A 20,600-nucleotide genomic window follows, 5' to 3' on the forward strand; every position below is an offset into this window, starting at 1 on the left:
AACTAATTATTATCTATATTATTCTGGACTCTGCGATAGAGCTCCTCTGCCGCATTGTAGCCCATTTTCTTTTGACGATGATTAACTGCTGCTGTCTCGCAAATAATTGCAAGATTTCGTCCTGGACGAATTGGAAGTGAATGACAAGTAACATCTATTCCAAGAATATTCATATATTCATCTGTCATGCCAAGACGGTCATATTCCTTCTCCTTGGTCCAATCCTCGAGCTTAATAACAAGGTCGATTCGCTGCTCATCTTTAACAGCCTCAACACCATAGAGCGACTTAACATCGATAATACCGATACCACGAAGCTCAATTAAATACTGTGTAATTGATGGTGCGCGACCATATAGTCTCTCATTGTTTGGACGACGAATTTCAACAACATCGTCAGAAACAAGACGATGACCACGTCTGATAAGCTCAAGAGCAGCCTCTGATTTACCAATTCCTGATTCACCTGTAATAAGAAGGCCCTCGCCATATACGTCAACCAAAACACCGTGGATGGTTGTGTAAGGTGCAAAGTCCATATTCAACGAGAAGATAAGGGCTGACATGAACTCAGATGTGCTTCTGTCAGTTCCAAGGATAGGCACCTTAGCCTTCACTGCTTCCTGAAGAAGAATTGGGCCTGGCTCTTCGCCTCTGCAAAATATAACACATGGGATATCATATGAAAACAGTTTTGAAAAACTTTCTACTTTTTCCTCATCTGACTTCTTTGAGAGGTATGCAACCTCTACATTACCAATCACCTGAATACGGCTTGGTTCAAAGTGCTCATAAAATCCATGAAGCTGAAGCGCAGGTCTGTTAACGTCGGCAACGGTAACATGTGCGTCCTCCAGATTAAGCTCTGGTGTAAAATTTGTTAAATTGAATCTTTCCTGCACTGTAGCTACAGTCACGAATTTGTTATTTGCCATATAAAATCCCTCCGTTTAAAAATGCATTTTGCTTTATATATCATATATCATTTTTTTGTTAATTCATAGGGTGAAAGTAGTTATATACATTCTCCGCGGCTTCTTTAGACATAGCTTCTGTTTCCATAAATTCTTCCAAAGAAGCCTGCGCCATTTTTTCTGCAGATACAAATCTCTTCATCAGCGCCTTTCGACGTTTCGGTCCTATTCCAGGGATATCATCCAGGAAGCTGTGAACCTGCCCCTTGCTTCTAAGACTTCTATGATATTCAATTGCAAATCTGTGGGCCTCATCCTGAAGTCTAGTGATGAGCTTAAAGCCTTCAGAATGAATGTCAATAGGAAGCTCCTGGTCCTTGAAATACAAACCTCTGGTTCTGTGATGGTCATCCTTCACCATACCTGCAATAGGAATGTGAAGTCCTAGTTCTGACAGAACCTGCTCTGCAATGTGAACCTGTCCCTTACCACCATCCATCATGATAATATCAGGGAATTTAGTAAAGCTGTCCTCAATCGCTCCACCATTCTCCTCAAGAGCTTCTATTCCGTGCGAAAAGCGTCTCGTAAGGACCTCATGCATGGATGCGTAATCATTTGGCCCCTCAACAGTTTTAATCTTGAATTTGCGGTAATCTGAGCGTTTAGGCTTGCCCTTCTCAAACACGACCATTGAACCAACAGACTGAAATCCTGAAATATTGGAAATATCATAAGCTTCCATACGGCTTGCACCAGATAGTCCAAGCAAGTCTGAGATTTCTTTCATAGCACCAATTGTTCGGCCTTCTTCACGCTTAATCTTTTCTTTGTCTTGGTCGAGAACCATCTGAGCATTCTTTGCTGCAAGCTCAACGAGTTTCTCCTTCGCCCCGCGCTTTGGAGTCCTGATATAAACTCTTGAGCCTTTCTTTTCACCAAGCCAGTTTTCTATAAGCTCAGATTCCTCCATATCATATTGGACAAAAATCTCTCTTGGGATAAATGGTGTACCAGTGTAGTAATCCTTGATAAAGTATTCTAATAGTTCTTCATCTGTATCATCCACTCTAACATTGATAAAGAAATGTTCTCGGCCAATCATCTTGCCACCACGCACAAAGAATATTTGTACAACAGCTGCATCTGCCGCCTTTGCCATAGCGATAATGTCTCTATCCTCTCCATCCAATTGCGTGGCCTTCTGTCTACCTGCACACGCCTTTACTGATTCTATCAAATCGCGGTAAAGTGCAGCTTTTTCGAAATCCAATTCATTTGAAGCGGCTGTCATTTTCTCTTCCAAATCCTTGAGAGTATCGTAGTAATCCCCATCCAGAAATGCAATTACACTATCAATATTCTTTCGATACTCTTCTTTGTCAACATTCCCTTGGCAAGGGCCCAAGCACTGTCCAATGTGATAATTGAGACAAGGACGATTCTTTCCGAAATTCTCTGGTAACTTTTGAGAGCAGGTACGAATCTTGTATAGCTTTTGAACCAGCTCTATTGTGTCATGAACCGCACCCGCAGAAGTAAATGGTCCAAAAAATTTACTTCCATTTTTCTTCAGACGACGCGAAAAAAGCACCCTTGGATACATCTCATTAAGGGTGACTTCTATATACGGGTAGGTCTTATCATCGCGAAGCATTGTATTATACTTTGGACGATATTCCTTTATTAAATTGCATTCTAAGATAAGGGCTTCGAGCTCGGAATCGGTAACGATGAATTCAAAATAGTCAATATTGGCAACCATCTGTTTTTTCTTCAGTCCTTCATCATGGCTCGGCTGAAAATATTGGCGCACTCTGTTCTTTAGTGAGCGTGCTTTACCCACATATATTATCTCATCGTTTTTCCCATGCATTAGATAAACTCCCGGTTGGTCCGGGAGTTTACTTAAGTCTTGTTCTGTAACCATATTAATTACTCATCAAAAATACTGTCTGTTACAACGTTCTTAGGATCATCCTCTTCCTCGAAGATGCTCTTGTGCTCTGGTAAAATAGAATCTTTCTCAGACTTCTTTTCCTCTGGTTCTGGAAGCCCCTTAATTTCTCTGAAAATCTTCATGAATTCTTTACCAGTGATTGTTTCGTGTTCAAAAAGATACTCAGAAATCTTATCAAGGCTTTCCATATTTTCAGCGAGGAGTTCCTTAGCCTTTGCATAGGCATCAGTAATCATCTTGAGAACCTCATCATCAATCTGAGCTGCGGTGTTCTCACCGCAGATAAGAGATGCTCTACCATCAAGATACTGGCTCTCAACAGTAGCAAGTCCCATCATGCCAAACTTCTCTGACATACCAAAACGGGTAACCATTGCTCTGGCAATTTTTGTTGCCTGTTCAATATCGTTTGCAGCGCCTGAAGTATAGCTTCCGAACTTGATATCCTCGGCTGCACGACCACCCATGTATGTAACAATTTTTGCTATAAGCTCATCCTTAGACTCAAGGAATTTCTCCTCCTCTGGAGTCTGAAGAGTATATCCAAGTGCTCCCATTGTACGTGGAACAATCGTAATCTTCTGAACTGGCTCAGCATCCTTCTGAAGTGCTGACACAAGTGCATGCCCAACCTCGTGATAAGAAACAATCTTGCGTTCCTTCTCACTCATTGCTCTGTCCTTCTTCTCCTTGCCGCCAACAGCAACAAGCTCAAATGCTTCAAATAAATCCTTCTGATTTACGTACTGTCTCTTTGCCTTTACAGCAAGAATAGCAGCCTCATTAATAATATTTGCAAGGTCTGAACCTACCAAGCCAACTGAAGCAAGAGCAAGTGCATCCAAATCAACGGATTCATCCATCTTAACATCCTTAGCATGAACCTTGAGAATTTCAAGACGTCCCTTCTGATCCGGTCTGTCAACGATGATACGTCTATCAAAACGACCTGGTCTAAGAAGTGCCTTGTCCAATACCTCTGGTCTGTTTGTGGCTGCAAGAATCAGAAGACCCTTATTGGAATCGAAACCATCCATCTCAGAAAGAAGCTGATTAAGTGTCTGCTCTCGCTCGTCATTGCCACCACCATAATGAGCATCACGACTCTTACCGATAGCATCAATCTCATCAATGAATACGATACAAGGTGCAACCTTCTGTGCCTCCTTGAAAAGATCACGCACACGAGATGCACCAACGCCAACAAACATCTCAACGAAGTCTGAACCTGCAAGTGAGAAGAATGGAACTCCCGCCTCACCAGCAACAGCTTTTGCAAGAAGTGTCTTACCGGTTCCTGGAGGTCCAACTAAAAGTGCGCCCTTAGGGAGCTTTGCACCAATTTCAGTGTACTTCTTAGGATTATGAAGGAAATCAACCATTTCCTGCACAGATTCCTTTGCCTCGTCCTGTCCCGCAACATCCTTGAAAGTAATACCTGTGGCCTTTTCCATATTGTAGAGCTTGGCATTTGATTTGCCAACGCCCATTGGACCACCGCCCATCTTCTTCATCAGGAATCCAAGGACTACCCAAAGAAGAACTAACGGAAGTACGAATGAAAGAATATTGTAAATAATTGCTGCTGTCGAATCTGCTATAGTACCTTCAATTTCAACATTGTGCTTCTTAAGAAGAGGAAGGAGCTCATCATCATTGATATAAGCTGTGTAAAGCGATGTCTTTGTAGCCTGTCCTGTCACCTCATACAACTGCTGAAGCTTCGCAGCGTCCTCATCTGAAACACCGTAGGTTACCCCCTCTTTAAGCTCGATATTGATAACATCGTCCTTAAAGGTAACTGAAGAAACCTTGTCATCCTCCACCAAATCAAGAAATTCTGTATACTTGATTTCCTGATTAGTACCGGCATTGACGCCCTTATACATCATACTCGTAAAGAAAAGTGCTATGAGCACCAATATTCCTAATGTATAAAAAGGCTGACGGTTATTCTTTTTATCTCCACCATTTCTGTTATTGTCGTTCACATCTGCCTCCGTAACATAATAAATTTGTACGATACTAATTTATCATAAAACGTCGTAAAAGTAATGATTTTAATACTTTTTTAATACAATTAAACTAAAATGCCTCCAGTAACTATCAAGCTCTTGGTGTTACTCAAGCGAAACATTCTACGTTGAGCGGAGTAATACCAAGGCTTGATAGTGTAACTGGAGGCTCTCAGCCTTAATTATTTATTTAGAAAGGATTTCGGTGTCGTTGGTGAATTCGGTTCCGGAGACTTCTTCGAATTTGTGAAGCAAGTCTTCGATTGAAAGATGCTTCTTCTCCTCGCCGCTTATATTAAGAATCACACGGCCTTCATTCATCATGATAAGACGGTTTCCATAATTAATTGCATCACGCATATTATGAGTAACCATCATTGCTGTGAGGCCATGCTCCTTAATAAGCATATCTGTGATTTCAAGTACCTTTGCTGCAGTCTTCGGATCAAGTGCGGCTGTGTGCTCATCCAAAAGAAGTACCTTAGGTTTTTGAATGGTAGCCATAAGAAGGGTCAGCGCCTGACGCTGTCCACCAGAGAGCAGTCCTACCTTTGCAGTAAGTCTATCCTCAAGACCCAAATCAAGTTCTTTAAGCATCTCATGATACTTTGCCTTCTCTTCCTTGGTTACGCCCCAGCTAAGACCTCTAAACTTGCCTCTGCGGGCTGCCAGAGCCATATTTTCATCAATCTGCATATTAGCTGCTGTTCCAGTCATTGGATCCTGGAAAACACGACCTAAGTACTGAGCACGCTTGTGCTCTGGAAGACCTGTTACATCTATTCCATCAATAGTGATACTACCTCCATCAACAGGCCATACACCTGCAATAGCATTCAAAAATGTAGATTTTCCAGCGCCATTTCCTCCGATTACTGTACAGAACTCACCTTCTTCAAGATGTAATGTAGCACCTGCAAGAGCAACCTTCTCATTTATTGTGCCAGGATTGAAGGTTTTTTGTAAATTAAAAGCATTAAGCATTTTCCTTGCCTCCTCTCTTAGCTGCCTTTCTAAATGAGCTGTTGTGCTTATTTTTCAAATAAGGAACTGCAAGGAAAATTGCAACTATAATTGCTGTGAATAACTTCATATCGTTTGCTGGCATCTTGAGCCAAAGAACAATTGCGATGAATAAATAATAAAGAATTCCACCGAACACAACGAAAGTGAGTGTAAGAATGAAATTTCTTTTCTTCTTAAATAATGCGTTGCAGAATACCTCTCCAATGATAATTGCAGCAAGACCGATTACAATTGCGCCGCGTCCCATATTTACATCTGCATTTCCGTTGAACTGGGCTGAAAGAGCACCTGCAAAAGCAACAAATGCATTTGATAAGACAAGACCAAGTGCCTTCATGAGATTCACATTAATTCCCTGTGCCTTTGTCATCGCTGGATTTGTTCCAGTAGCACGAATTGCTGACCCCATTTCTGTTCCAAAGAACCAGTACATGATTGATATGATGATAACTGCAATAACAAGTACTGTTATAAGAGCATCCGTCTTATATCTTAAGGATACAGCCAAATTATACTTGTCCACCGAAATAGGTGTGTTTGGCTGATTCCCTGTAATACGCAAGTTAATCGAATATAGCGCCAACTGTGTAAGTATTCCGGACAAGATATCTGGAATTCCAAGAAGTGTATGAAGTACACCTGTGATTAAGCCAGCTAATGCTCCTGCTATAAACGCCAACACCAATGCTAATATCCACGAATGACCTGATATTATTACCATTGCTGCAACAGCTCCGCCCGTAGCGAAAGAACCATCCACAGACAAATCTGCAAAATTCAATAGTTTAAATGTGATAAAAATGCCGAGAGCCATTATACCGTATATTATTCCCTGTGCGGCTGTACCCGGCAAACCTGCTATTAATGTTTCAATTCCCATTCTAAACTCCAAAGAGCAAGGTCAAATTTTGACCTTGCCCATAATTTTTAATTATTTTATTTTGAATATCTTATTCCATTTCAATTGCAACATAATCATCTGGAAGTGTTATTCCAAGCTGTTCTGCAATTGTAGGGTTGTACTCCTTTGTAAATTCAGGTGCATACTGAATATCCATTGTTGCTGGATCTGCGCCATTTGCAAGGATTTCATACGCCATAAGGCCGGCAGCATATCCAATATCGTAATATGAAATTGATAATGTTGCTATACCACAGCCCTTGCAGATTCCTTCTTCACCTGCAACAATTGGCACCTTAGCTGTAACTGCTACGTTGTTGATTGTCTCTGCACAGCTTGCAGCCACATTGTCAGTTGGTACATATAAAACATCGCTAGAACCGCAAGCCGACTGAACTACTGTAGCAACATCACTTGAATCTGAGAAAGTATACTCGCTAACGGTATATCCATAATCCTCAAGATATCCCTTAATCTTGCCAGCCTGGAATTTTGAATTATCCTCACCAGAGCAATAAATAATACCAACTTCCTTTGCATCAGGGAAAAGTTCCTTAAGCATTTCAGCTTGTCCATCAAGTGGTGCCAAATCTGAAGTACCTGTTACATTAACACCTGTTGCTCCACTCCAATCATCCACGCTAATTCCAAGTGCTGTAGCATAGTCTGTTATTGATGTAGCAACGATTGGAATAGTGCTTGTTGCAGTTCCACTAGCCTGTAATGCAGGTGTCGCATTTGCCATAATCAAATCCACATTATCTGATACAAAAGAGTTAGCAATTGTAGCACATGTTGAATTGTCACCAGAAGCATTTTCAACAGTAATGTTTACACTGCTTCCAAGCTTATCAACAAGTGCTGCCTGAAATCCCTCTGTAGCAGCATCAAGTGCAGGATGCTGCACCAACTGTATAACGCCCACATTATAAGTTTTACTATCGTCTGTTGTAGCTGTTTCTTCAACTGCTGGCTCGGAATCATTGCTTGCTTCTTTTTTTGCTGCAGCATCTGTACCGCAGGCAACTAAAGAAAGTGCTAAAGCAGACGCCATGATTACACTAAGTAATTTCTTCATACAACGCTCCTCCTTATGTTGTTCATGGTGTTCACTTTAGCACTTTTATCTGTTAAAGTCAATCCGATATTATTCAATTTAGTTTTTATTTTCTTTCATGATAACCTAAAAGTGATGAAATCCATCCTCTCCAAATTTCTTTTCAAGCTTTCTGCAACATGAATAAAATCCTGGAATTAAAAAAATTACCGCAAAAAGCCATGCCACAGGGCTAGCCCATATTGCACCTGCGTAGCCTATCATCGGCACAAGAGTAAACGCTACTAGAATTCTCGCTATCATTTCCATCACACCCGAATAAATCGCAAAAGTTGAAAACCCCATACCCTGAATTGCAAACCTAAAGATATTGACTGCAGCCAAAAGTGTGTAAGTTATAGCATTTGTAAGTAAAAACATCATAGCCTGTTCTATAACAACATCTGTTGATGTAAATAATCTGAGCATGAACCTTCCTGATAAAAAGAGCACGACAAATATTATAACCGCATAAATTGTCCCAAGCATTTGGGCGGTCCATACACCTTTTTTTACTCTTGGTATATTCTTGGCGCCAACATTCTGACCTGCATATGTAGCCATTGTGCCACCTAATGCATCAAACGGGCACACTACAAATAAAGAAACTTTTGAACCTGCGGTCATTGATGCTACCGCTACAGTGCCAAGACCATTTACAGCCGTCTGAAGAATCACTGAACCTATAGCGGTAACAGAATATTGAAGGCCAAATGGAATCCCCATTGCAAGTAATACCTGTGAGTGATGTCTCCCTAGTTTTAAGTCATTTTTTGAAAGGCATAGGATCGGGAATTTCTTTTTCATATACAAAAGGCAGCTTAAACCTGCAATGAGTTGTGATATAACTGTAGCTAAGGCTGGCCCATTTACACTCATTTTAAATCCAATAATAAATAGTATATCCAACACTATATTAATTGCTGCAGCCATAATTAAAAAATATGTTGGTGTTTTGCTATCTCCAAGTGAACGCATTATTCCAGCAGTAAGATTATAAAGAAATGTAACTGGTAGTCCTAAGAAAATAATAAATATATAATCATACGCTAGATCTATAATATCACTTGGTGTGTGCATAACAGCAAGTATACTGTAGCAAAAGACACAAACCACCGTTGTAATTATAGCGGCCAAAATAGCAGCTAGGATGATTGAATTACCTACAAATTTCCTCATGGAATCATATGCTTCTGCACCAAATCGCTGTGCTACAGGTATAGCAAACCCAGAACAGATACCTATACAGCCACCGTTTATAAGGAAATTTATAGAGCCTGTTGAACCTACCGCAGCTAAAGCATTATCTCCCAAGGTCTGTCCAACGATAATTGTGTCAACCAAGCTATACATTTGTTGAAAAAGTAAGCCTGCAAGCATAGGAATTGAAAATTCGAGAATTAAAGTCATTGGATTTCCCTCTGTTAACTTCTTGGTGGTACTTGTTGACATTCTATTTCCTCCATGAAGATTTTTATTTGTTAATTATCATAATACACTACTAAAATATTTTAGTATATCCTAAAAATACATTATTTATGATTATTTTCACTTATATTCATCATCTATTTTTTATGAACAAAAAAATCCCAGGATATAAATATCCTGGGATAAATGAAAGTCTTAAATTATACTAACTCAAGAACAACTTCCATAGCTGCATCGCCCTTACGTGGTCCGATCTTTACGATACGTGTGTAACCACCCTTACGATCAACGTACTTTGGAGCGATCTCATCGAATACGAAGTTTGCCATGTCAACCTTGTGTGACTCTGACTTCTTTGTACCCTTAGCTGTTGGAGTGTAAAGAACCTGCATCATCTGACGACGAGCGTGAAGTCTTGAAGGAGAATCCTTCTTAATCTTCTTGTCTACTGTATCGTATACAGTAACCTTCTTGCCATCAACAACTTCCTTTACTCTCTTACCATCTTTATCCTTGCGAGCAACCTTAGCCTGAACTGTAACTTCTTCGAAGTTATCCTTTTCCTTTACACCAAGTGTAATGATGTGCTCTGCAATCTTCTTTACTTCCTTAGCCTTAGCCTCAGTTGTAACGATCTTTCCGTGATAAAGAAGCTCAGTTACCTGATTTCTTAAAAGTGCTTTTCTCTGTGAAGATGTTCTGCTTAACTTTCTGTACTTTGCCATTTCTTTTCTCCTTAAAACTGGCGTCACAGGTGCTCATCGGTCTTACCCCGTAACTTTGATTAATGGAAAGGCATGCGCGAAAATGCTCATCGGTCTTATATTTCACGTATTATTTCCTGTTACTATTTCAACGATTTAGTCCTCAATCATTCTGAGTGAAAGACCAAGCTCGTGAAGCTTTTCTTCTACTTCTTCCATAGACTTACGACCAAGATTACGAACCTTCATCATATCATCAGGTGTCTTGTCGCAAAGCTCAGCTACAGTGTTGATACCAGCTCTCTTCAAGCAGTTGTATGAACGAACTGAAAGCTCAAGTTCATCAATGCTCATCTCAAGAGTCTTTCCTGTTGTATCATCAGGCTTTTCAGCAATAACTGAAAGATCCTGTGCAGCATCTGAAAGATTTACGAATAAGTTAAGGTGCTCACTGAGAACCTTAGCAGCCATAGAAACTGCCTCATCTGGTCCCATAGTACCATTTGTATATACATCAAGTGTAAGCTTGTCATAATCTGTAACCTGACCTACACGAGTGTCTTCTACTGTCATATTTACACGTTCAACTGGTGTGTAAATTGAGTCAACTGCAATCTTGCCGATTGGAGTATCAGGAGTCTTATTCTTGTCTGCTGAAATATAACCACGGTTCTTTGTAATTGTAAGCTCCATGTAAAGCTTGCAATCATTGCCACCATTAAGGTGAGCAATAACAAGATCAGGATTAATAATTTCGATATCAGAATCAACCTGTATATCGGCAGCTGTAACTACTCCTTCTCCTTCGAACTCGATATATGCTGTCTTTGGCTCATCTGAACTGCTGTTATTTCTAATAGCAAGTTCCTTGATATTCATAACGATTTCTGTAACGTCTTCCTTAACGCCTGGAATAGCGCTGAACTCATGAAGAACGCCTTCAATCTTAATCTGGCTAACTGCAGCTCCTGGCAGAGATGAAAGCATAATTCTACGAAGAGAATTACCAAGTGTTATACCGTAGCCTCTTTCGAGTGGCTCTACAACAAATCTGCCGTATTTTTTGTCCTCAGAAATCTGTACGATTTCTATATTTGGGTTTTCAAAATTTAACACTACATTGCCTCCTTAAATAATGTATTAGACTACAAAATCAGAATAGTATAAATATTCTGATTCTATCGCTTATTATCGCATAATAAAATTCTAACAAATCGCACTTATACAAGCAAGCTTGTATAAGTGCTTTTTGTAAGATTTTACTAAATTCTATTATTTTGAATATAACTCGACGATAAGCATCTCGTCTACAGGAACATCAATCTGCTCTCTGTTAGGAAGCTCTTTTACTGTACCCTTAAGATTCTCAGCGTCAACATCGATCCACTCAGGAACGATTCTACCAGCTGTAACCTCTGTGATATCCTTAAATCTCTGAAGGCTCTTTGACTTCTCACGAACCTCGATAACATCTCCAGCCTTTACAAGGTATGAAGGAATGTTAACTGACTTACCGTTTACAAGGAACATCTTGTGATCAACAACCTGACGAGCTTCCTTTCTTGTACGTGCAAATCCCATACGGAATACTACGTTATCAAGACGGCTCTCAAGCATTGTCATAAGGTTTTCACCTGTCATACCCTTCTGACGGTCAGCCTTCTCATAATAATTACGGAAAGGCTTTTCAAGTACGCCATAGATAAACTTAGCCTTCTGCTTCTCCTGAAGCTGAAGAGCGTACTCAGACTTCTTGCCTCTTCCTCTATTCTTCTGTCTACGTGACTTCTTATCATATCCTAAAAATGTAGGATCTAAATCAAGAGATCTACATCTTTTAAGAACTGGTGTCTTATTAACTGCCATTAGATTTCCCTCCTAATTAGACTCTTCTACGCTTTGGTGGACGACATCCGTTGTGTGGAACTGGAGTAACATCCTTGATTGTAAGAACCTGAACGCCATTTGCATCGATTGCACGAATAGCAGCTTCACGTCCTGAACCTGGTCCCTTTACGAATACATCTACACTCTTTAAACCGTGAATTAATGCAGCCTTAACTGCTGTCTCTGCTGCCATCTGCGCAGCATAAGGAGTAGATTTCCTTGAACCTCTAAATCCTAGACCACCAGCACTTGCCCATGAAAGAGCGTTACCCTGAGCATCTGTAATAGTAACGATAGTGTTATTGAAAGATGCCTGAACATGTACCTGTCCGTGTTCAACGTTTTTCTTTACACGCTTTTTTGTTGTCTTCTTTGCAACTTTAGCCATAATTAAACTAACCTACTTTCTTTCTATAAATAATTACTTCTTCTTATTAGCTACTGTACGCTTTGGACCCTTGCGAGTACGAGCGTTTGTCTTAGTCTTCTGTCCACGAACAGGAAGACCCTTTCTATGACGGATTCCTCTATAGCATCCGATTTCCTGAAGTCTCTTGATATCAAGTGCAACTTCTCTTCTAAGATCACCTTCTACAGTTAATGTCTCATCGATAACTGTGCTGATCTTCTTAACTTCTTCGTCAGTTAAATCCTTAACACGTGTGTTAGGATCTACACCAGCTGCCTCAAGAACTTTGTTTGAGCTTACTCTACCAATTCCGTAAATGTAAGTTAAACCAATTTCAATTCTCTTGTCTCTTGGTAAATCTACACCTGCAATACGAGCCATGTGTGTTTACACCTCCATAAATATTTCTACAATTAATAATCGATATAAGTAATACAGCTCCGATAAATCGGCCTGAAATGTGTGTATTCCCATATCTGTTTCCAAATCTGGCCTCGGTATGATAGGCCTTTTATTATGAACAGCCTAAATTAGATACACTTTAGACTGCAGCCGCACATAATAAATGCATTACATAAGTAATCAGAAATTAACCCTGACGCTGCTTATGCTTTGGGTTTTCACAAATAATGCGAATGCTACCCTTTCTTTTGATGACCTTGCACTTCTCGCACATAGGCTTTACAGAAGATCTTACTTTCACGATTTTCCTCCTTTCCATGCCCTTTTTTCAAAGGTTGTGGTCAACTTTATTTGAACATTCTAAAAACGTCCGCTTAATAGTATAGCGAGCGTCTTCAAGTATGTCAACAACTATTTTAAAAAATTATTTATCTCTCCAAATGATTCTTCCCTTTGAAAGATCATAAGGACTCATTTCGATTGTTACTTTATCACCCGGTAAGATACGAATGTAATTCTGTCTTAACTTACCACTAATATGCGCAAGAATCTGATGACCATTCTCAAGCTCAACCTTAAACATAGCATTTGGAAGTTTTTCTACAACAACTCCCTCTACTTCAATAACATCTGCCTTAGACATCTTTGTTCCTCCTATTATAACTTTTAAGAATTCTTTTAATTATAAGATCATCAAGTGCTTTTGTAGAATCATATTCTTCAAGAACATCTGACGGAATATTTTTAATAAGCTGTAAATGAATCTTCTTCTTTTTCTTCGGCTTTGCAATTGGCTTAGTTGTACCATTTGCAACCATGTAAAAATCATCTAATTCATCAATAATGACATACACCTGATTTTTATCATGACCCGCCTTTGATAATGCAAGTGTTAAATCCATTTGTTTCCCTCCGGATTTGCAAGCTCCGATGGTGTAAGTGTGAGAATCTCAGGAGCCCCATCAGTAATAACAATTGTATTCTCATAATGAGCTGATAATGATTCATCCATAGTAACAACTGTCCACTCATCATCCATCCAGGCAACATCTGGGCCGCCTGCATTTATCATCGGCTCAATAGCCAATGTCATTCCCTTTAGGAGCTTTGGCCCTTTTCTAAACTTACGTCTGAAATTAGGAATCTCTGGCGCCTCGTGAAGTGATTTTCCAATGCCATGTCCAACCAAATCTCTGACAACTCCATATCCAAAGCCTTCGCAGTACTCCTGAATTGCTCCAGATATATCATAAAGATGGTTTCCTGCAGTTGCATATTTCATTCCCTGGAAGAAAGACTGACGAGTTCTTTCTATAAGAAGTCTTGCCTCTTCACTAATTTCACCAACTGGAACTGTACGTGCTGCATCTGAATGGTAACCCTTGTACAAAACACCTGTATCCAAGCTGACAATATCACCATTTACAAGAATGTGATCATCGCATGGTATACCATGAACAACCTCGTCATTCACAGAAACGCATACACTTCCAGGATAACCATAAAGGCCCTTGAAGTTAGGCTCGCAGCCATAGCTTCTGATTATTTCTTCACCAAGCTTGTCCACATCAAGTGTAGACATTCCTTCGTGAATTTCTTTAGCCAAAGCCTCGTGAACCTGAGCAAGAATCTTTCCAGCTTCACGCATTAATTGAATTTCTTCATCAGTTTTAATAGTTATAACTTCTGACATCTTAAGCTCCTAAAATAGCTGTGATATCCTCAAAAACTTTTTCCATTGGCTGTGTACCATCTACAGACTTAAGGATACCCTTGCCATTGTAATAATCAATAAGTGGCTGTGTCTGATCATGATATACATCAAGTCTCTTCTTAACTGTCTCTGGCTTATCATCATCTCTAAGTACAAGCTCGCTACCGCATGAATCACAAACGCCTTCCTTCTTAGGCGGAATAGAAACGATGTGATATGTAGCACCACAGTTAAGGCATGCTCTACGTCCCGACATTCTGTTGATGATGTTCTCATCTGGAACATCTACATCAATAGCGAAGTCCATAGACTGTCCAATCTTTGTAAGAGCAGCATCAAGAGCTTCTGCCTGAGGAATTGTTCTTGGGAAACCATCTAAAACAAATCCATTTTTAGCATCATCCTGTGCAATACGGTCCATTACAAGATCACATGTAAGTTCATCTGGAACAAGCAAACCCTGATCCATGTATTCCTTTGCTTTCTTGCCAAGCTCTGTACCGTTTTTAATGTTAGCACGGAATATATCACCTGTAGAAATGTGAGGAATAGAATACTTTGAAGCAATCTGCTTTGCCTGTGTTCCTTTGCCTGCACCAGGTGCACCTAACATAATAATCTTCATTTATAAAACCCTCCTGCATAGATGTTTATATTTTTCTCTAAAAACACCTAAAGAGATACACAGAAATCTGCGTATCCCTTAGATGAATTAATGACAATTAGTCATTTAAAAATCCTTTGTAATTACGAACCATCATCTGTGATTCAACCTGCTTAAGTGTTTCAACGATAACACCAACAATAATGATGATTGATGTACCACCAAATGAAACGCTTGCTCCAAGCAAACCGTTAAAGATGATTGGAAGTAAAGCTACGATTGCAAGTCCAATTGCACCAATGAAAATAATGTGCTGTAAGATACCTGTAAGGTAATCTGATGTAGGCTTGCCTGGTCTAATACCTGGGATAAATCCACCAGAACGCTTAAGATTCTCAGCAATCTCAAGTGGATTAAATGTAATTTCTGTATAGAAATATGCGAATCCAATGATAAGGAGAATATAAACAACTGCTCCGATTGAATTTACCCAGTTTCCTGGGTTAAACCAGTTAGACTGATTCATAGCATTTAATACTTTACCCCAAAATCCCTGAACGCCATTCTTAGCGAATAACTGAACAAGCATTATAGGAGTCTGAAGCAGGGACTGTGCGAAGATAACTGGGATAACACCTGCAGTATTAACCTTCATAGGAATTACTGAGGAATTACCGCCAACCTGTCTTCTTCCCTGAATCTTATTGGAATATTGAACTGGAATACGTCTCTCAGCGCTCTGCAAAATAACAACGAATACAACAAGTGCAACAATAATTGCAGCGATAATCACGCCAGCCAGTGTTGCTTTTGCAACTGTTCTATTTGCCATGAACTGCTCATAAAGCTTTGTTAAATCAGATGGGATACGGCTAATGATATTAATAGTAAGAACTATTGAAATACCATTTCCAATACCCTTTTCTGTAATTCTCTCACCAATCCACATGAGAACTGCAGAACCAGCTGTAAGAGCTGCTACAACTAAAATAACATACCAAGCATTGTAAGCAACGAGATATCCACTTCTTCCAAATCCAATTGCCATTGCAATTGATTCACCGAGTGCCAATCCAACAGTGAGATAACGTGTAATTGCTGTCATCTTTTTTCTGCCGGCCTCACCATCACGCTGCATCTCTTCTAACTTAGGAAATGCAATTGTAAGCAACTGCATAATGATAGAAGATGTAATGTATGGTGTAATATTCAGCGCGAAAACTGACATTGATGAAAAAGAACCACCAGTGATCGAATCAAAGAAATTCAACGCACTGTCACTATCCGCGAAGAGACTGCTAAAGGCACTGCCATTGATGCCAGGCACTGGAAGCAAGCTTCCAAGCCTAACAACAATAAGCATTAAAAATGTAAAACCAATTCGTCTTCTTAAATCTTTAATTTTAAAAGCATCGCGTAGTGTTTGAAGCATTTAGATCACCTCTACTGTTCCGCCTAAAGCTTCAATCTTTTCCTTAGCGCTAGCGCTGAATGCATTAGCCTGAACGTTAAGCTTCTTTGTAAGCTCTCCGCCGCCAAGGATCTTAACGCCATCGCGAGGATTCTTGATGATACCGCTCTCGATAAGAGTATCAACAGTTACAGTAGCACCATTATCAAATCTCTCTAAATAAGAAACATTGATACCAACGATTTCCTTTGTATTTCTATTCTTGAAACCACGCTTAGGAAGACGTCTGTATAAAGGCATCTGTCCACCTTCGAATCCAAGTCTAATGCTTCCGCCAGAACGAGCCTTCTGTCCCTTATGACCCTTACCAGCAGTCTTGCCATTTCCTGAACCGTGACCACGGCCTCTTCTGAAATTATCGCTGTGCTTTGAGCCTTCTGCTGGCTGTAAGTTAGATAAATCCATTATGGCACCTCCTTCTATTAAATTTCTTCAACTTTTACTAAGTGATTGACCATTCTAAGCATTCCGCGAACGCTGTCGTTGTCAGGAAGCTCAACAGTCTTATTGACCTTTCTAAGGCCAAGTGCTTCTACAGTCTTCTTGTTCTTAGGAACAGCACCGATTGTAGACTTTACGAGTGTTACTCTTAACTTCTTCTCTGCCATTTTAACTTTCCTCCTTAAGCAAGAATGTCTTCAACCTTCTTGCCACGAGCCTTAGCTACTTCCTCAGGAGACTTAAGAAGCTTAAGTCCTTCGATAGTAGCAAGAACAACGTTCTGCTTATTTGATGATCCAAGTGACTTTGTACGGATGTTTCCGATACCTGCAAGCTCACATACGGCACGTGCTGGACCACCAGCGATGATACCAGTACCTTCTGGAGCCTTCTTAAGAAGTACAGAAGCGCCTGTGTGCTTACCCTGAATGTCGTGTGTAATACTGTGGTTGTCATCAAGCTTAACTGTGATGAGCTTCTTCATTGCATCTTCCTTACCCTTGCGGATAGCTTCAGGAATTTCAGCTGCCTTGCCGAGTCCAGCGCCAACGTGTCCGTTCTTATCGCCTACTACAACAAGAGCTGTGAAACGCATGTTACGTCCACCCTTAACAACCTTTGTTACACGCTTAATTTCTACAACCTGCTCAGTTAATTCTAACTGGCTAGCGTCAATGATTTCACGTTTCATGTGTTCTCCTCCTAGAATTCTAATCCAGCTTCTCTAGCTGCGTCTGCAAGAGCTGCAACCTTGCCGGCATAAATGTAACCACCTCTGTCGAAAACGACTTCCTTGATTCCCTTTTCCTGTGCCTTCTTAGCAATAACTGTACCGAGCTTTGAAGCAGCTTCGATGTTATTTGTCTTTGCAAGGTCTGTCTTAACGTCTGCGTCAAGAGTAGATGCTGAAACGAGTGTATTTCCACATGTATCGTCAATTACCTGAACATACATATGATTGTTGCTTCTGAACACTGCTAAACGAGGTCTTTCTGCAGTACCGGCTAGAGTGTTACGAAGTCTTCTATGCTTTGTCTGGCGAACTACTTGTCTAGATTTCTTACTTACCATTTTACATTCACTCCTTTACTATTTCTTACCGGTCTTACCGACTTTACGTCTAATAACTTCATCAGAGTACTTAATACCCTTACCCTTGTATGGCTCAGGTCTTCTCTTATCTCTGATGTTGGCAGCGTACTGACCAACCTTTTCCTTGTCGATACCCTTGATGATAATTTTATTTCCGTCAACAGTTGACTCGATACCCTCTGGATCTTCCATCTCTACTGGGTGTGAGTAACCAAGGTTAAGAGTAAGCTTCTTACCAGCCTTAGATGCTCTGTAACCTACACCGTTAACCTCAAGAGTCTTCTCATAGCCTGTTGTAACACCAACAACCATGTTGTTGATAAGTGTTCTTGTAAGACCATGTAAAGACTTCATTTTCTTTAAATCATTAGGTCTAGTAACAACAACTTCTGCACCCTCGAGCTTGATATCCATCTCTGATGGAAGAGTTCTCTCAAGAGTACCCTTAGGACCTTTTACAGTCACATGATTATTTTCTGCAATCTCAACTGTAACACCAGCTGGAACTGCGATTGGCATTCTTCCTATACGTGACATGCCCGTACCTCCTTAAATATAAACTGTATGTCCGGCTTCTATAACCGGGTTATACTTTTAGGTAATTAGTTACTAAATTGTTTGGATTTGATTACCAAACGTATGCAAGAACTTCGCCACCAACCTGAAGCTTACGAGCTTCCTTATCTGTGATGATGCCCTTGTTTGTTGAAAGGATAGCGATACCAAGTCCACCTAAAACGTATGGGATATCGTCCTTACCAGCATAAATACGAAGACCTGGCTTAGAAATTCTCTTAATACCAGAAATAATCTTCTCGTTCTTGTTTGCACCGTACTTTAATGTAACACGGATATCCTTGAAGTTACCATTATCAACGATGTCATACTTTGTGATAAATCCCTCATCTACAAGAATATCAGCGATAGCGATTTTCATCTTAGATGCTGGAACATCAACTGTATCATGTTTTGCAGTATTTGCATTACGGATTCTTGTAAGCATATCTGCTATTGGATCACTCATTGTCATGATGCAATTTCCTCCTAATTATCAATCTGTGTTCGTTATCTTACCATGAAGCTTTCTTAACGCCTGGAATCTGTCCCTTGTAAGCTAACTCACGGAAACATACTCTACAAATACCATACTTTCTAAGGTATGCATGTGGACGACCGCAGATTTTGCAGCGGCTGTACTCTTGTGTAGAGAACTTAGCTGTGCGCTGCTGCTTAACTTTCATTGACTTCTTTGCCATAACTTTCCTCCTATGCTTCCTTAGCGAAAGGCATGTTGAATAAACGAAGTAATTCTCTTGCCTCTTCATCTGTCTTAGCTGTAGTTACGAAGATGATATCCATACCACGAGTCTTGTCGATCTTATCGTACTCGATCTCAGGGAAGATGATCTGCTCCTTAATACCAAGTGCATAGTTTCCTCTTCCGTCGAAGGAATTAGGATTTACACCTCTAAAGTCACGTACACGTGGAAGTGCAAGATTGATGAGACGATCTGCGAACTCGTACATCTTCTCTCCACGGAGTGTAGTCTTGCAACCAATTGCCATACCTTCACGAATCTTGAAGTTAGCAACTGAGTTCTTAGCCTTTGTTGTAACTGCTTTCTGGCCTGTAATCTTTTCCATATCATTAACTGCAGACTCAAGAAGCTTAGCATTGTCCTTTGCTTCGCCAACACCCATGTTGACAACGATCTTTTCGATCTTAGGAACTTCCATAATATTCTTGTATCCGAACTTCTCAACCATTGCTGGTACGATCTCATTAAGATACTGATCTTTTAATCTACTCAACGAACTGTTCTCCTTTCTTCAATTAGTCAATCACTTCGCCAGTCTTCTTAGCGAAACGGACCTTCTTGTCGCCGTCCATCTTGAAGCCAACGCGTGTAGGCTGACCGTTATGAAGTAACATAACATTTGAAGCATCGATAGGAGCTTCCTGCTCGATGATACCGCCTGCCTGATTAGCCATGTTAGGCTTAACATGACGCTTAACCATGTTTACACCTTCAACTGTAACGGTGTTATTCTTCTTATCTACTGCGATAACCTTACCTTCGTTGTTAACATCGCCACCAGCGATGACACGAACAGTATCGCCTTTTTTAATCTTAAATGTTGCCATCTACTCTTCCTCCTACAATACTTCTGGAGCGAGAGAAACAATCTTCATGAACTGCTTCTCACGAAGCTCTCTAGCTACAGGTCCAAAAATACGAGTTCCTCTTGGAGTCTTGTCATCTTTGATGATGACTGCAGCGTTTTCATCAAACTTGATATAAGAACCATCTTTACGACGGGCACCTTTAACTGAACGAACAACTACTGCCTTAACAACGTCACCCTTCTTTACAACGCCACCTGGTGTTGCATCTTTAACGGTAGCAGTAATAATGTCGCCGATGTTGGCATATCTTCTTGTAGATCCACCCATAACACGGATAACAAGGATTTCCTTGGCACCAGTATTATCAGCTACCTTTAATCTACTTTCCTGTTGTACCATTATAGTAGC

At 40.3% G+C, this 20,600-nt stretch carries 28 protein-coding genes; all 28 read right to left on the bottom strand.

The annotated features are described in order from the left end of the window. Nucleotides 1–2: 2 nt before the first annotated feature. The 28 genes from hprK to rplN all read right to left on the bottom strand — a co-directional run bounded on the left by hprK (nt 3) and on the right by rplN (nt 20,591). Nucleotides 3–935 (bottom strand): HPr(Ser) kinase/phosphatase, encoded by a 933-nt coding sequence (gene hprK, locus FXF36_RS07680; RefSeq protein WP_151623213.1) that lies wholly within the window; start codon nt 933–935, stop codon nt 3–5. Nucleotides 936–993: 58 nt separating this feature from the next. Continuing rightward, nucleotides 994–2,844, bottom strand: coding sequence for an excinuclease ABC subunit UvrC (uvrC, locus tag FXF36_RS07685; RefSeq protein ID WP_151623214.1), 1,851 nt, complete (start codon nt 2,842–2,844; stop codon nt 994–996). A 5-nt stretch (nt 2,845–2,849) separates the two neighbouring features. Continuing rightward, nucleotides 2,850–4,865 carry an ATP-dependent zinc metalloprotease FtsH gene (gene ftsH, locus FXF36_RS07690; protein WP_151623215.1) on the bottom strand — a complete coding sequence of 672 codons (2,016 nt, stop codon included), beginning with the start codon at nt 4,863–4,865 and terminating at the stop codon, nt 2,850–2,852. Between the two features lie 210 nt (nt 4,866–5,075). Beyond that, nucleotides 5,076–5,873: an ABC transporter ATP-binding protein gene (locus tag FXF36_RS07695; RefSeq protein WP_151623216.1), complete on the bottom strand. Its 798-nt coding sequence runs from the start codon at nt 5,871–5,873 to the stop codon at nt 5,076–5,078. Continuing rightward, entirely contained in the window at nt 5,866–6,795 is a 930-nt protein-coding gene (locus FXF36_RS07700; protein WP_151623217.1) for an ABC transporter permease, read from the bottom strand. Before FXF36_RS07700 ends, FXF36_RS07695 begins: the two co-directional genes overlap by 8 nt. A gap of 70 nt (nt 6,796–6,865) precedes the next feature. Continuing rightward, nucleotides 6,866–7,894, bottom strand: a complete 1,029-nt coding sequence (locus FXF36_RS07705) for an ABC transporter substrate-binding protein (protein ID WP_151623218.1) — start codon at nt 7,892–7,894, stop codon at nt 6,866–6,868. Between the two features lie 105 nt (nt 7,895–7,999). Beyond that, nucleotides 8,000–9,364, bottom strand: a complete 1,365-nt coding sequence (locus FXF36_RS07710) for an MATE family efflux transporter (RefSeq protein ID WP_151623219.1) — start codon at nt 9,362–9,364, stop codon at nt 8,000–8,002. A 176-nt stretch (nt 9,365–9,540) separates the two neighbouring features. After that, the gene (locus FXF36_RS07715; protein ID WP_015548333.1) at nt 9,541–10,065 is read right to left on the bottom strand and encodes a bL17 family ribosomal protein; all 525 of its coding nucleotides are present in this window, start codon (nt 10,063–10,065) and stop codon (nt 9,541–9,543) included. A gap of 135 nt (nt 10,066–10,200) precedes the next feature. Further along, nucleotides 10,201–11,160 (bottom strand): DNA-directed RNA polymerase subunit alpha, encoded by a 960-nt coding sequence (locus FXF36_RS07720; protein ID WP_151623220.1) that lies wholly within the window; start codon nt 11,158–11,160, stop codon nt 10,201–10,203. A gap of 156 nt (nt 11,161–11,316) precedes the next feature. Then, nucleotides 11,317–11,910 (bottom strand): 30S ribosomal protein S4, encoded by a 594-nt coding sequence (gene rpsD / locus FXF36_RS07725; protein WP_151623221.1) that lies wholly within the window; start codon nt 11,908–11,910, stop codon nt 11,317–11,319. Nucleotides 11,911–11,926: 16 nt separating this feature from the next. Continuing rightward, nucleotides 11,927–12,319 carry a 30S ribosomal protein S11 gene (gene rpsK / locus FXF36_RS07730; protein WP_090420832.1) on the bottom strand — a complete coding sequence of 131 codons (393 nt, stop codon included), beginning with the start codon at nt 12,317–12,319 and terminating at the stop codon, nt 11,927–11,929. A 33-nt stretch (nt 12,320–12,352) separates the two neighbouring features. Then, nucleotides 12,353–12,721, bottom strand: a complete 369-nt coding sequence (gene rpsM / locus FXF36_RS07735; RefSeq protein WP_028234412.1) for a 30S ribosomal protein S13 — start codon at nt 12,719–12,721, stop codon at nt 12,353–12,355. Between the two features lie 208 nt (nt 12,722–12,929). Then, on the bottom strand, nt 12,930–13,043 hold the full coding sequence (rpmJ, locus tag FXF36_RS07740; protein ID WP_004604068.1) for a 50S ribosomal protein L36: 114 nt from the start codon (nt 13,041–13,043) through the stop codon (nt 12,930–12,932). A 123-nt stretch (nt 13,044–13,166) separates the two neighbouring features. Continuing rightward, a complete protein-coding gene (infA, locus tag FXF36_RS07745) occupies nt 13,167–13,385 on the bottom strand; it encodes a translation initiation factor IF-1 (protein WP_015548337.1) in 219 nt (72 codons plus the stop codon). Then, on the bottom strand, nt 13,378–13,644 hold the full coding sequence (locus tag FXF36_RS07750) for a KOW domain-containing RNA-binding protein (RefSeq protein WP_151623222.1): 267 nt from the start codon (nt 13,642–13,644) through the stop codon (nt 13,378–13,380). Before FXF36_RS07750 ends, infA begins: the two co-directional genes overlap by 8 nt. After that, the gene (map, locus tag FXF36_RS07755; RefSeq protein WP_151623223.1) at nt 13,635–14,435 is read right to left on the bottom strand and encodes a type I methionyl aminopeptidase; all 801 of its coding nucleotides are present in this window, start codon (nt 14,433–14,435) and stop codon (nt 13,635–13,637) included. The genes FXF36_RS07750 and map overlap by 10 nt, the downstream gene beginning before the upstream one ends. 1 nt (nt 14,436) lies before the next feature. Next, nucleotides 14,437–15,081 carry an adenylate kinase gene (locus tag FXF36_RS07760; protein WP_151623224.1) on the bottom strand — a complete coding sequence of 215 codons (645 nt, stop codon included), beginning with the start codon at nt 15,079–15,081 and terminating at the stop codon, nt 14,437–14,439. A 97-nt stretch (nt 15,082–15,178) separates the two neighbouring features. Next, the gene (gene secY / locus FXF36_RS07765; protein ID WP_151623225.1) at nt 15,179–16,492 is read right to left on the bottom strand and encodes a preprotein translocase subunit SecY; all 1,314 of its coding nucleotides are present in this window, start codon (nt 16,490–16,492) and stop codon (nt 15,179–15,181) included. Then, complete coding sequence (rplO, locus tag FXF36_RS07770; RefSeq protein WP_015548342.1) at nt 16,493–16,936, bottom strand: 50S ribosomal protein L15; 444 nt, start codon at nt 16,934–16,936, stop codon at nt 16,493–16,495. A gap of 17 nt (nt 16,937–16,953) precedes the next feature. Beyond that, a complete protein-coding gene (rpmD, locus tag FXF36_RS07775) occupies nt 16,954–17,139 on the bottom strand; it encodes a 50S ribosomal protein L30 (RefSeq protein WP_015548343.1) in 186 nt (61 codons plus the stop codon). A 14-nt stretch (nt 17,140–17,153) separates the two neighbouring features. Further along, nucleotides 17,154–17,663: a 30S ribosomal protein S5 gene (gene rpsE / locus FXF36_RS07780; RefSeq protein ID WP_015548344.1), complete on the bottom strand. Its 510-nt coding sequence runs from the start codon at nt 17,661–17,663 to the stop codon at nt 17,154–17,156. 11 nt (nt 17,664–17,674) lie between these two features. After that, nucleotides 17,675–18,043, bottom strand: a complete 369-nt coding sequence (gene rplR / locus FXF36_RS07785; RefSeq protein WP_151623226.1) for a 50S ribosomal protein L18 — start codon at nt 18,041–18,043, stop codon at nt 17,675–17,677. Between the two features lie 18 nt (nt 18,044–18,061). Further along, the gene (rplF, locus tag FXF36_RS07790) at nt 18,062–18,601 is read right to left on the bottom strand and encodes a 50S ribosomal protein L6 (protein ID WP_028242193.1); all 540 of its coding nucleotides are present in this window, start codon (nt 18,599–18,601) and stop codon (nt 18,062–18,064) included. Nucleotides 18,602–18,692: 91 nt separating this feature from the next. Continuing rightward, the gene (gene rpsH / locus FXF36_RS07795; RefSeq protein WP_090297132.1) at nt 18,693–19,094 is read right to left on the bottom strand and encodes a 30S ribosomal protein S8; all 402 of its coding nucleotides are present in this window, start codon (nt 19,092–19,094) and stop codon (nt 18,693–18,695) included. A gap of 40 nt (nt 19,095–19,134) precedes the next feature. Then, nucleotides 19,135–19,320 carry a type Z 30S ribosomal protein S14 gene (locus tag FXF36_RS07800; RefSeq protein ID WP_028234421.1) on the bottom strand — a complete coding sequence of 62 codons (186 nt, stop codon included), beginning with the start codon at nt 19,318–19,320 and terminating at the stop codon, nt 19,135–19,137. Between the two features lie 10 nt (nt 19,321–19,330). Next, nucleotides 19,331–19,876: a 50S ribosomal protein L5 gene (gene rplE / locus FXF36_RS07805; RefSeq protein ID WP_028234422.1), complete on the bottom strand. Its 546-nt coding sequence runs from the start codon at nt 19,874–19,876 to the stop codon at nt 19,331–19,333. 22 nt (nt 19,877–19,898) lie between these two features. Then, complete coding sequence (gene rplX, locus FXF36_RS07810; RefSeq protein ID WP_151623227.1) at nt 19,899–20,210, bottom strand: 50S ribosomal protein L24; 312 nt, start codon at nt 20,208–20,210, stop codon at nt 19,899–19,901. Nucleotides 20,211–20,222: 12 nt separating this feature from the next. Beyond that, complete coding sequence (gene rplN / locus FXF36_RS07815) at nt 20,223–20,591, bottom strand: 50S ribosomal protein L14 (RefSeq protein WP_090297135.1); 369 nt, start codon at nt 20,589–20,591, stop codon at nt 20,223–20,225. Nucleotides 20,592–20,600: the final 9 nt, after the last annotated feature.

It is taken from the genome of Pseudobutyrivibrio xylanivorans, from assembly GCF_008935055.1.
GTDB classification, from domain to species: Bacteria; Bacillota; Clostridia; order Lachnospirales; family Lachnospiraceae; genus Pseudobutyrivibrio; species Pseudobutyrivibrio xylanivorans_A.

Excerpts from the sequence above, each read along its gene's own strand:
- rpsD (WP_151623221.1), bottom strand. The coding sequence starts at position 11,910 with ATGGCAGTTAATAAGACACCAGTTCTTAAAAGATGTAGATCTCTTGAT.
- FXF36_RS07715 (WP_015548333.1), bottom strand. The coding sequence starts at position 10,065 with ATGGCAAAGTACAGAAAGTTAAGCAGAACATCTTCACAGAGAAAAGCA.
- rplR (WP_151623226.1), bottom strand. The coding sequence starts at position 18,043 with ATGGTAAGTAAGAAATCTAGACAAGTAGTTCGCCAGACAAAGCATAGA.
- rpsM (WP_028234412.1), bottom strand. The coding sequence starts at position 12,721 with ATGGCTCGTATTGCAGGTGTAGATTTACCAAGAGACAAGAGAATTGAA.
- secY (WP_151623225.1), bottom strand. The coding sequence starts at position 16,492 with ATGCTTCAAACACTACGCGATGCTTTTAAAATTAAAGATTTAAGAAGA.
- rpsK (WP_090420832.1), bottom strand. The coding sequence starts at position 12,319 with ATGGCTAAAGTTGCAAAGAAGACAACAAAAAAGCGTGTAAAGAAAAAC.
- FXF36_RS07705 (WP_151623218.1), bottom strand. The coding sequence starts at position 7,894 with ATGAAGAAATTACTTAGTGTAATCATGGCGTCTGCTTTAGCACTTTCT.
- infA (WP_015548337.1), bottom strand. The coding sequence starts at position 13,385 with ATGTCTAAGGCAGATGTTATTGAAGTAGAGGGAGTTGTTGTAGAAAAA.
- FXF36_RS07695 (WP_151623216.1), bottom strand. The coding sequence starts at position 5,873 with ATGCTTAATGCTTTTAATTTACAAAAAACCTTCAATCCTGGCACAATA.
- FXF36_RS07800 (WP_028234421.1), bottom strand. The coding sequence starts at position 19,320 with ATGGCAAAGAAGTCAATGAAAGTTAAGCAGCAGCGCACAGCTAAGTTC.
- rplO (WP_015548342.1), bottom strand. The coding sequence starts at position 16,936 with ATGGATTTATCTAACTTACAGCCAGCAGAAGGCTCAAAGCACAGCGAT.
- rpsH (WP_090297132.1), bottom strand. The coding sequence starts at position 19,094 with ATGACAATGAGTGATCCAATAGCAGATATGCTTACAAGAATCCGTAAT.
- map (WP_151623223.1), bottom strand. The coding sequence starts at position 14,435 with ATGTCAGAAGTTATAACTATTAAAACTGATGAAGAAATTCAATTAATG.
- FXF36_RS07750 (WP_151623222.1), bottom strand. The coding sequence starts at position 13,644 with ATGGATTTAACACTTGCATTATCAAAGGCGGGTCATGATAAAAATCAG.
- rplF (WP_028242193.1), bottom strand. The coding sequence starts at position 18,601 with ATGTCACGTATAGGAAGAATGCCAATCGCAGTTCCAGCTGGTGTTACA.
- rplN (WP_090297135.1), bottom strand. The coding sequence starts at position 20,591 with ATGGTACAACAGGAAAGTAGATTAAAGGTAGCTGATAATACTGGTGCC.
- FXF36_RS07700 (WP_151623217.1), bottom strand. The coding sequence starts at position 6,795 with ATGGGAATTGAAACATTAATAGCAGGTTTGCCGGGTACAGCCGCACAG.
- FXF36_RS07710 (WP_151623219.1), bottom strand. The coding sequence starts at position 9,364 with ATGTCAACAAGTACCACCAAGAAGTTAACAGAGGGAAATCCAATGACT.
- uvrC (WP_151623214.1), bottom strand. The coding sequence starts at position 2,844 with ATGGTTACAGAACAAGACTTAAGTAAACTCCCGGACCAACCGGGAGTT.
- rplX (WP_151623227.1), bottom strand. The coding sequence starts at position 20,210 with ATGGCAACATTTAAGATTAAAAAAGGCGATACTGTTCGTGTCATCGCT.
- rpsE (WP_015548344.1), bottom strand. The coding sequence starts at position 17,663 with ATGAAACGTGAAATCATTGACGCTAGCCAGTTAGAATTAACTGAGCAG.
- FXF36_RS07760 (WP_151623224.1), bottom strand. The coding sequence starts at position 15,081 with ATGAAGATTATTATGTTAGGTGCACCTGGTGCAGGCAAAGGAACACAG.
- hprK (WP_151623213.1), bottom strand. The coding sequence starts at position 935 with ATGGCAAATAACAAATTCGTGACTGTAGCTACAGTGCAGGAAAGATTC.
- rpmD (WP_015548343.1), bottom strand. The coding sequence starts at position 17,139 with ATGGCAGAGAAGAAGTTAAGAGTAACACTCGTAAAGTCTACAATCGGT.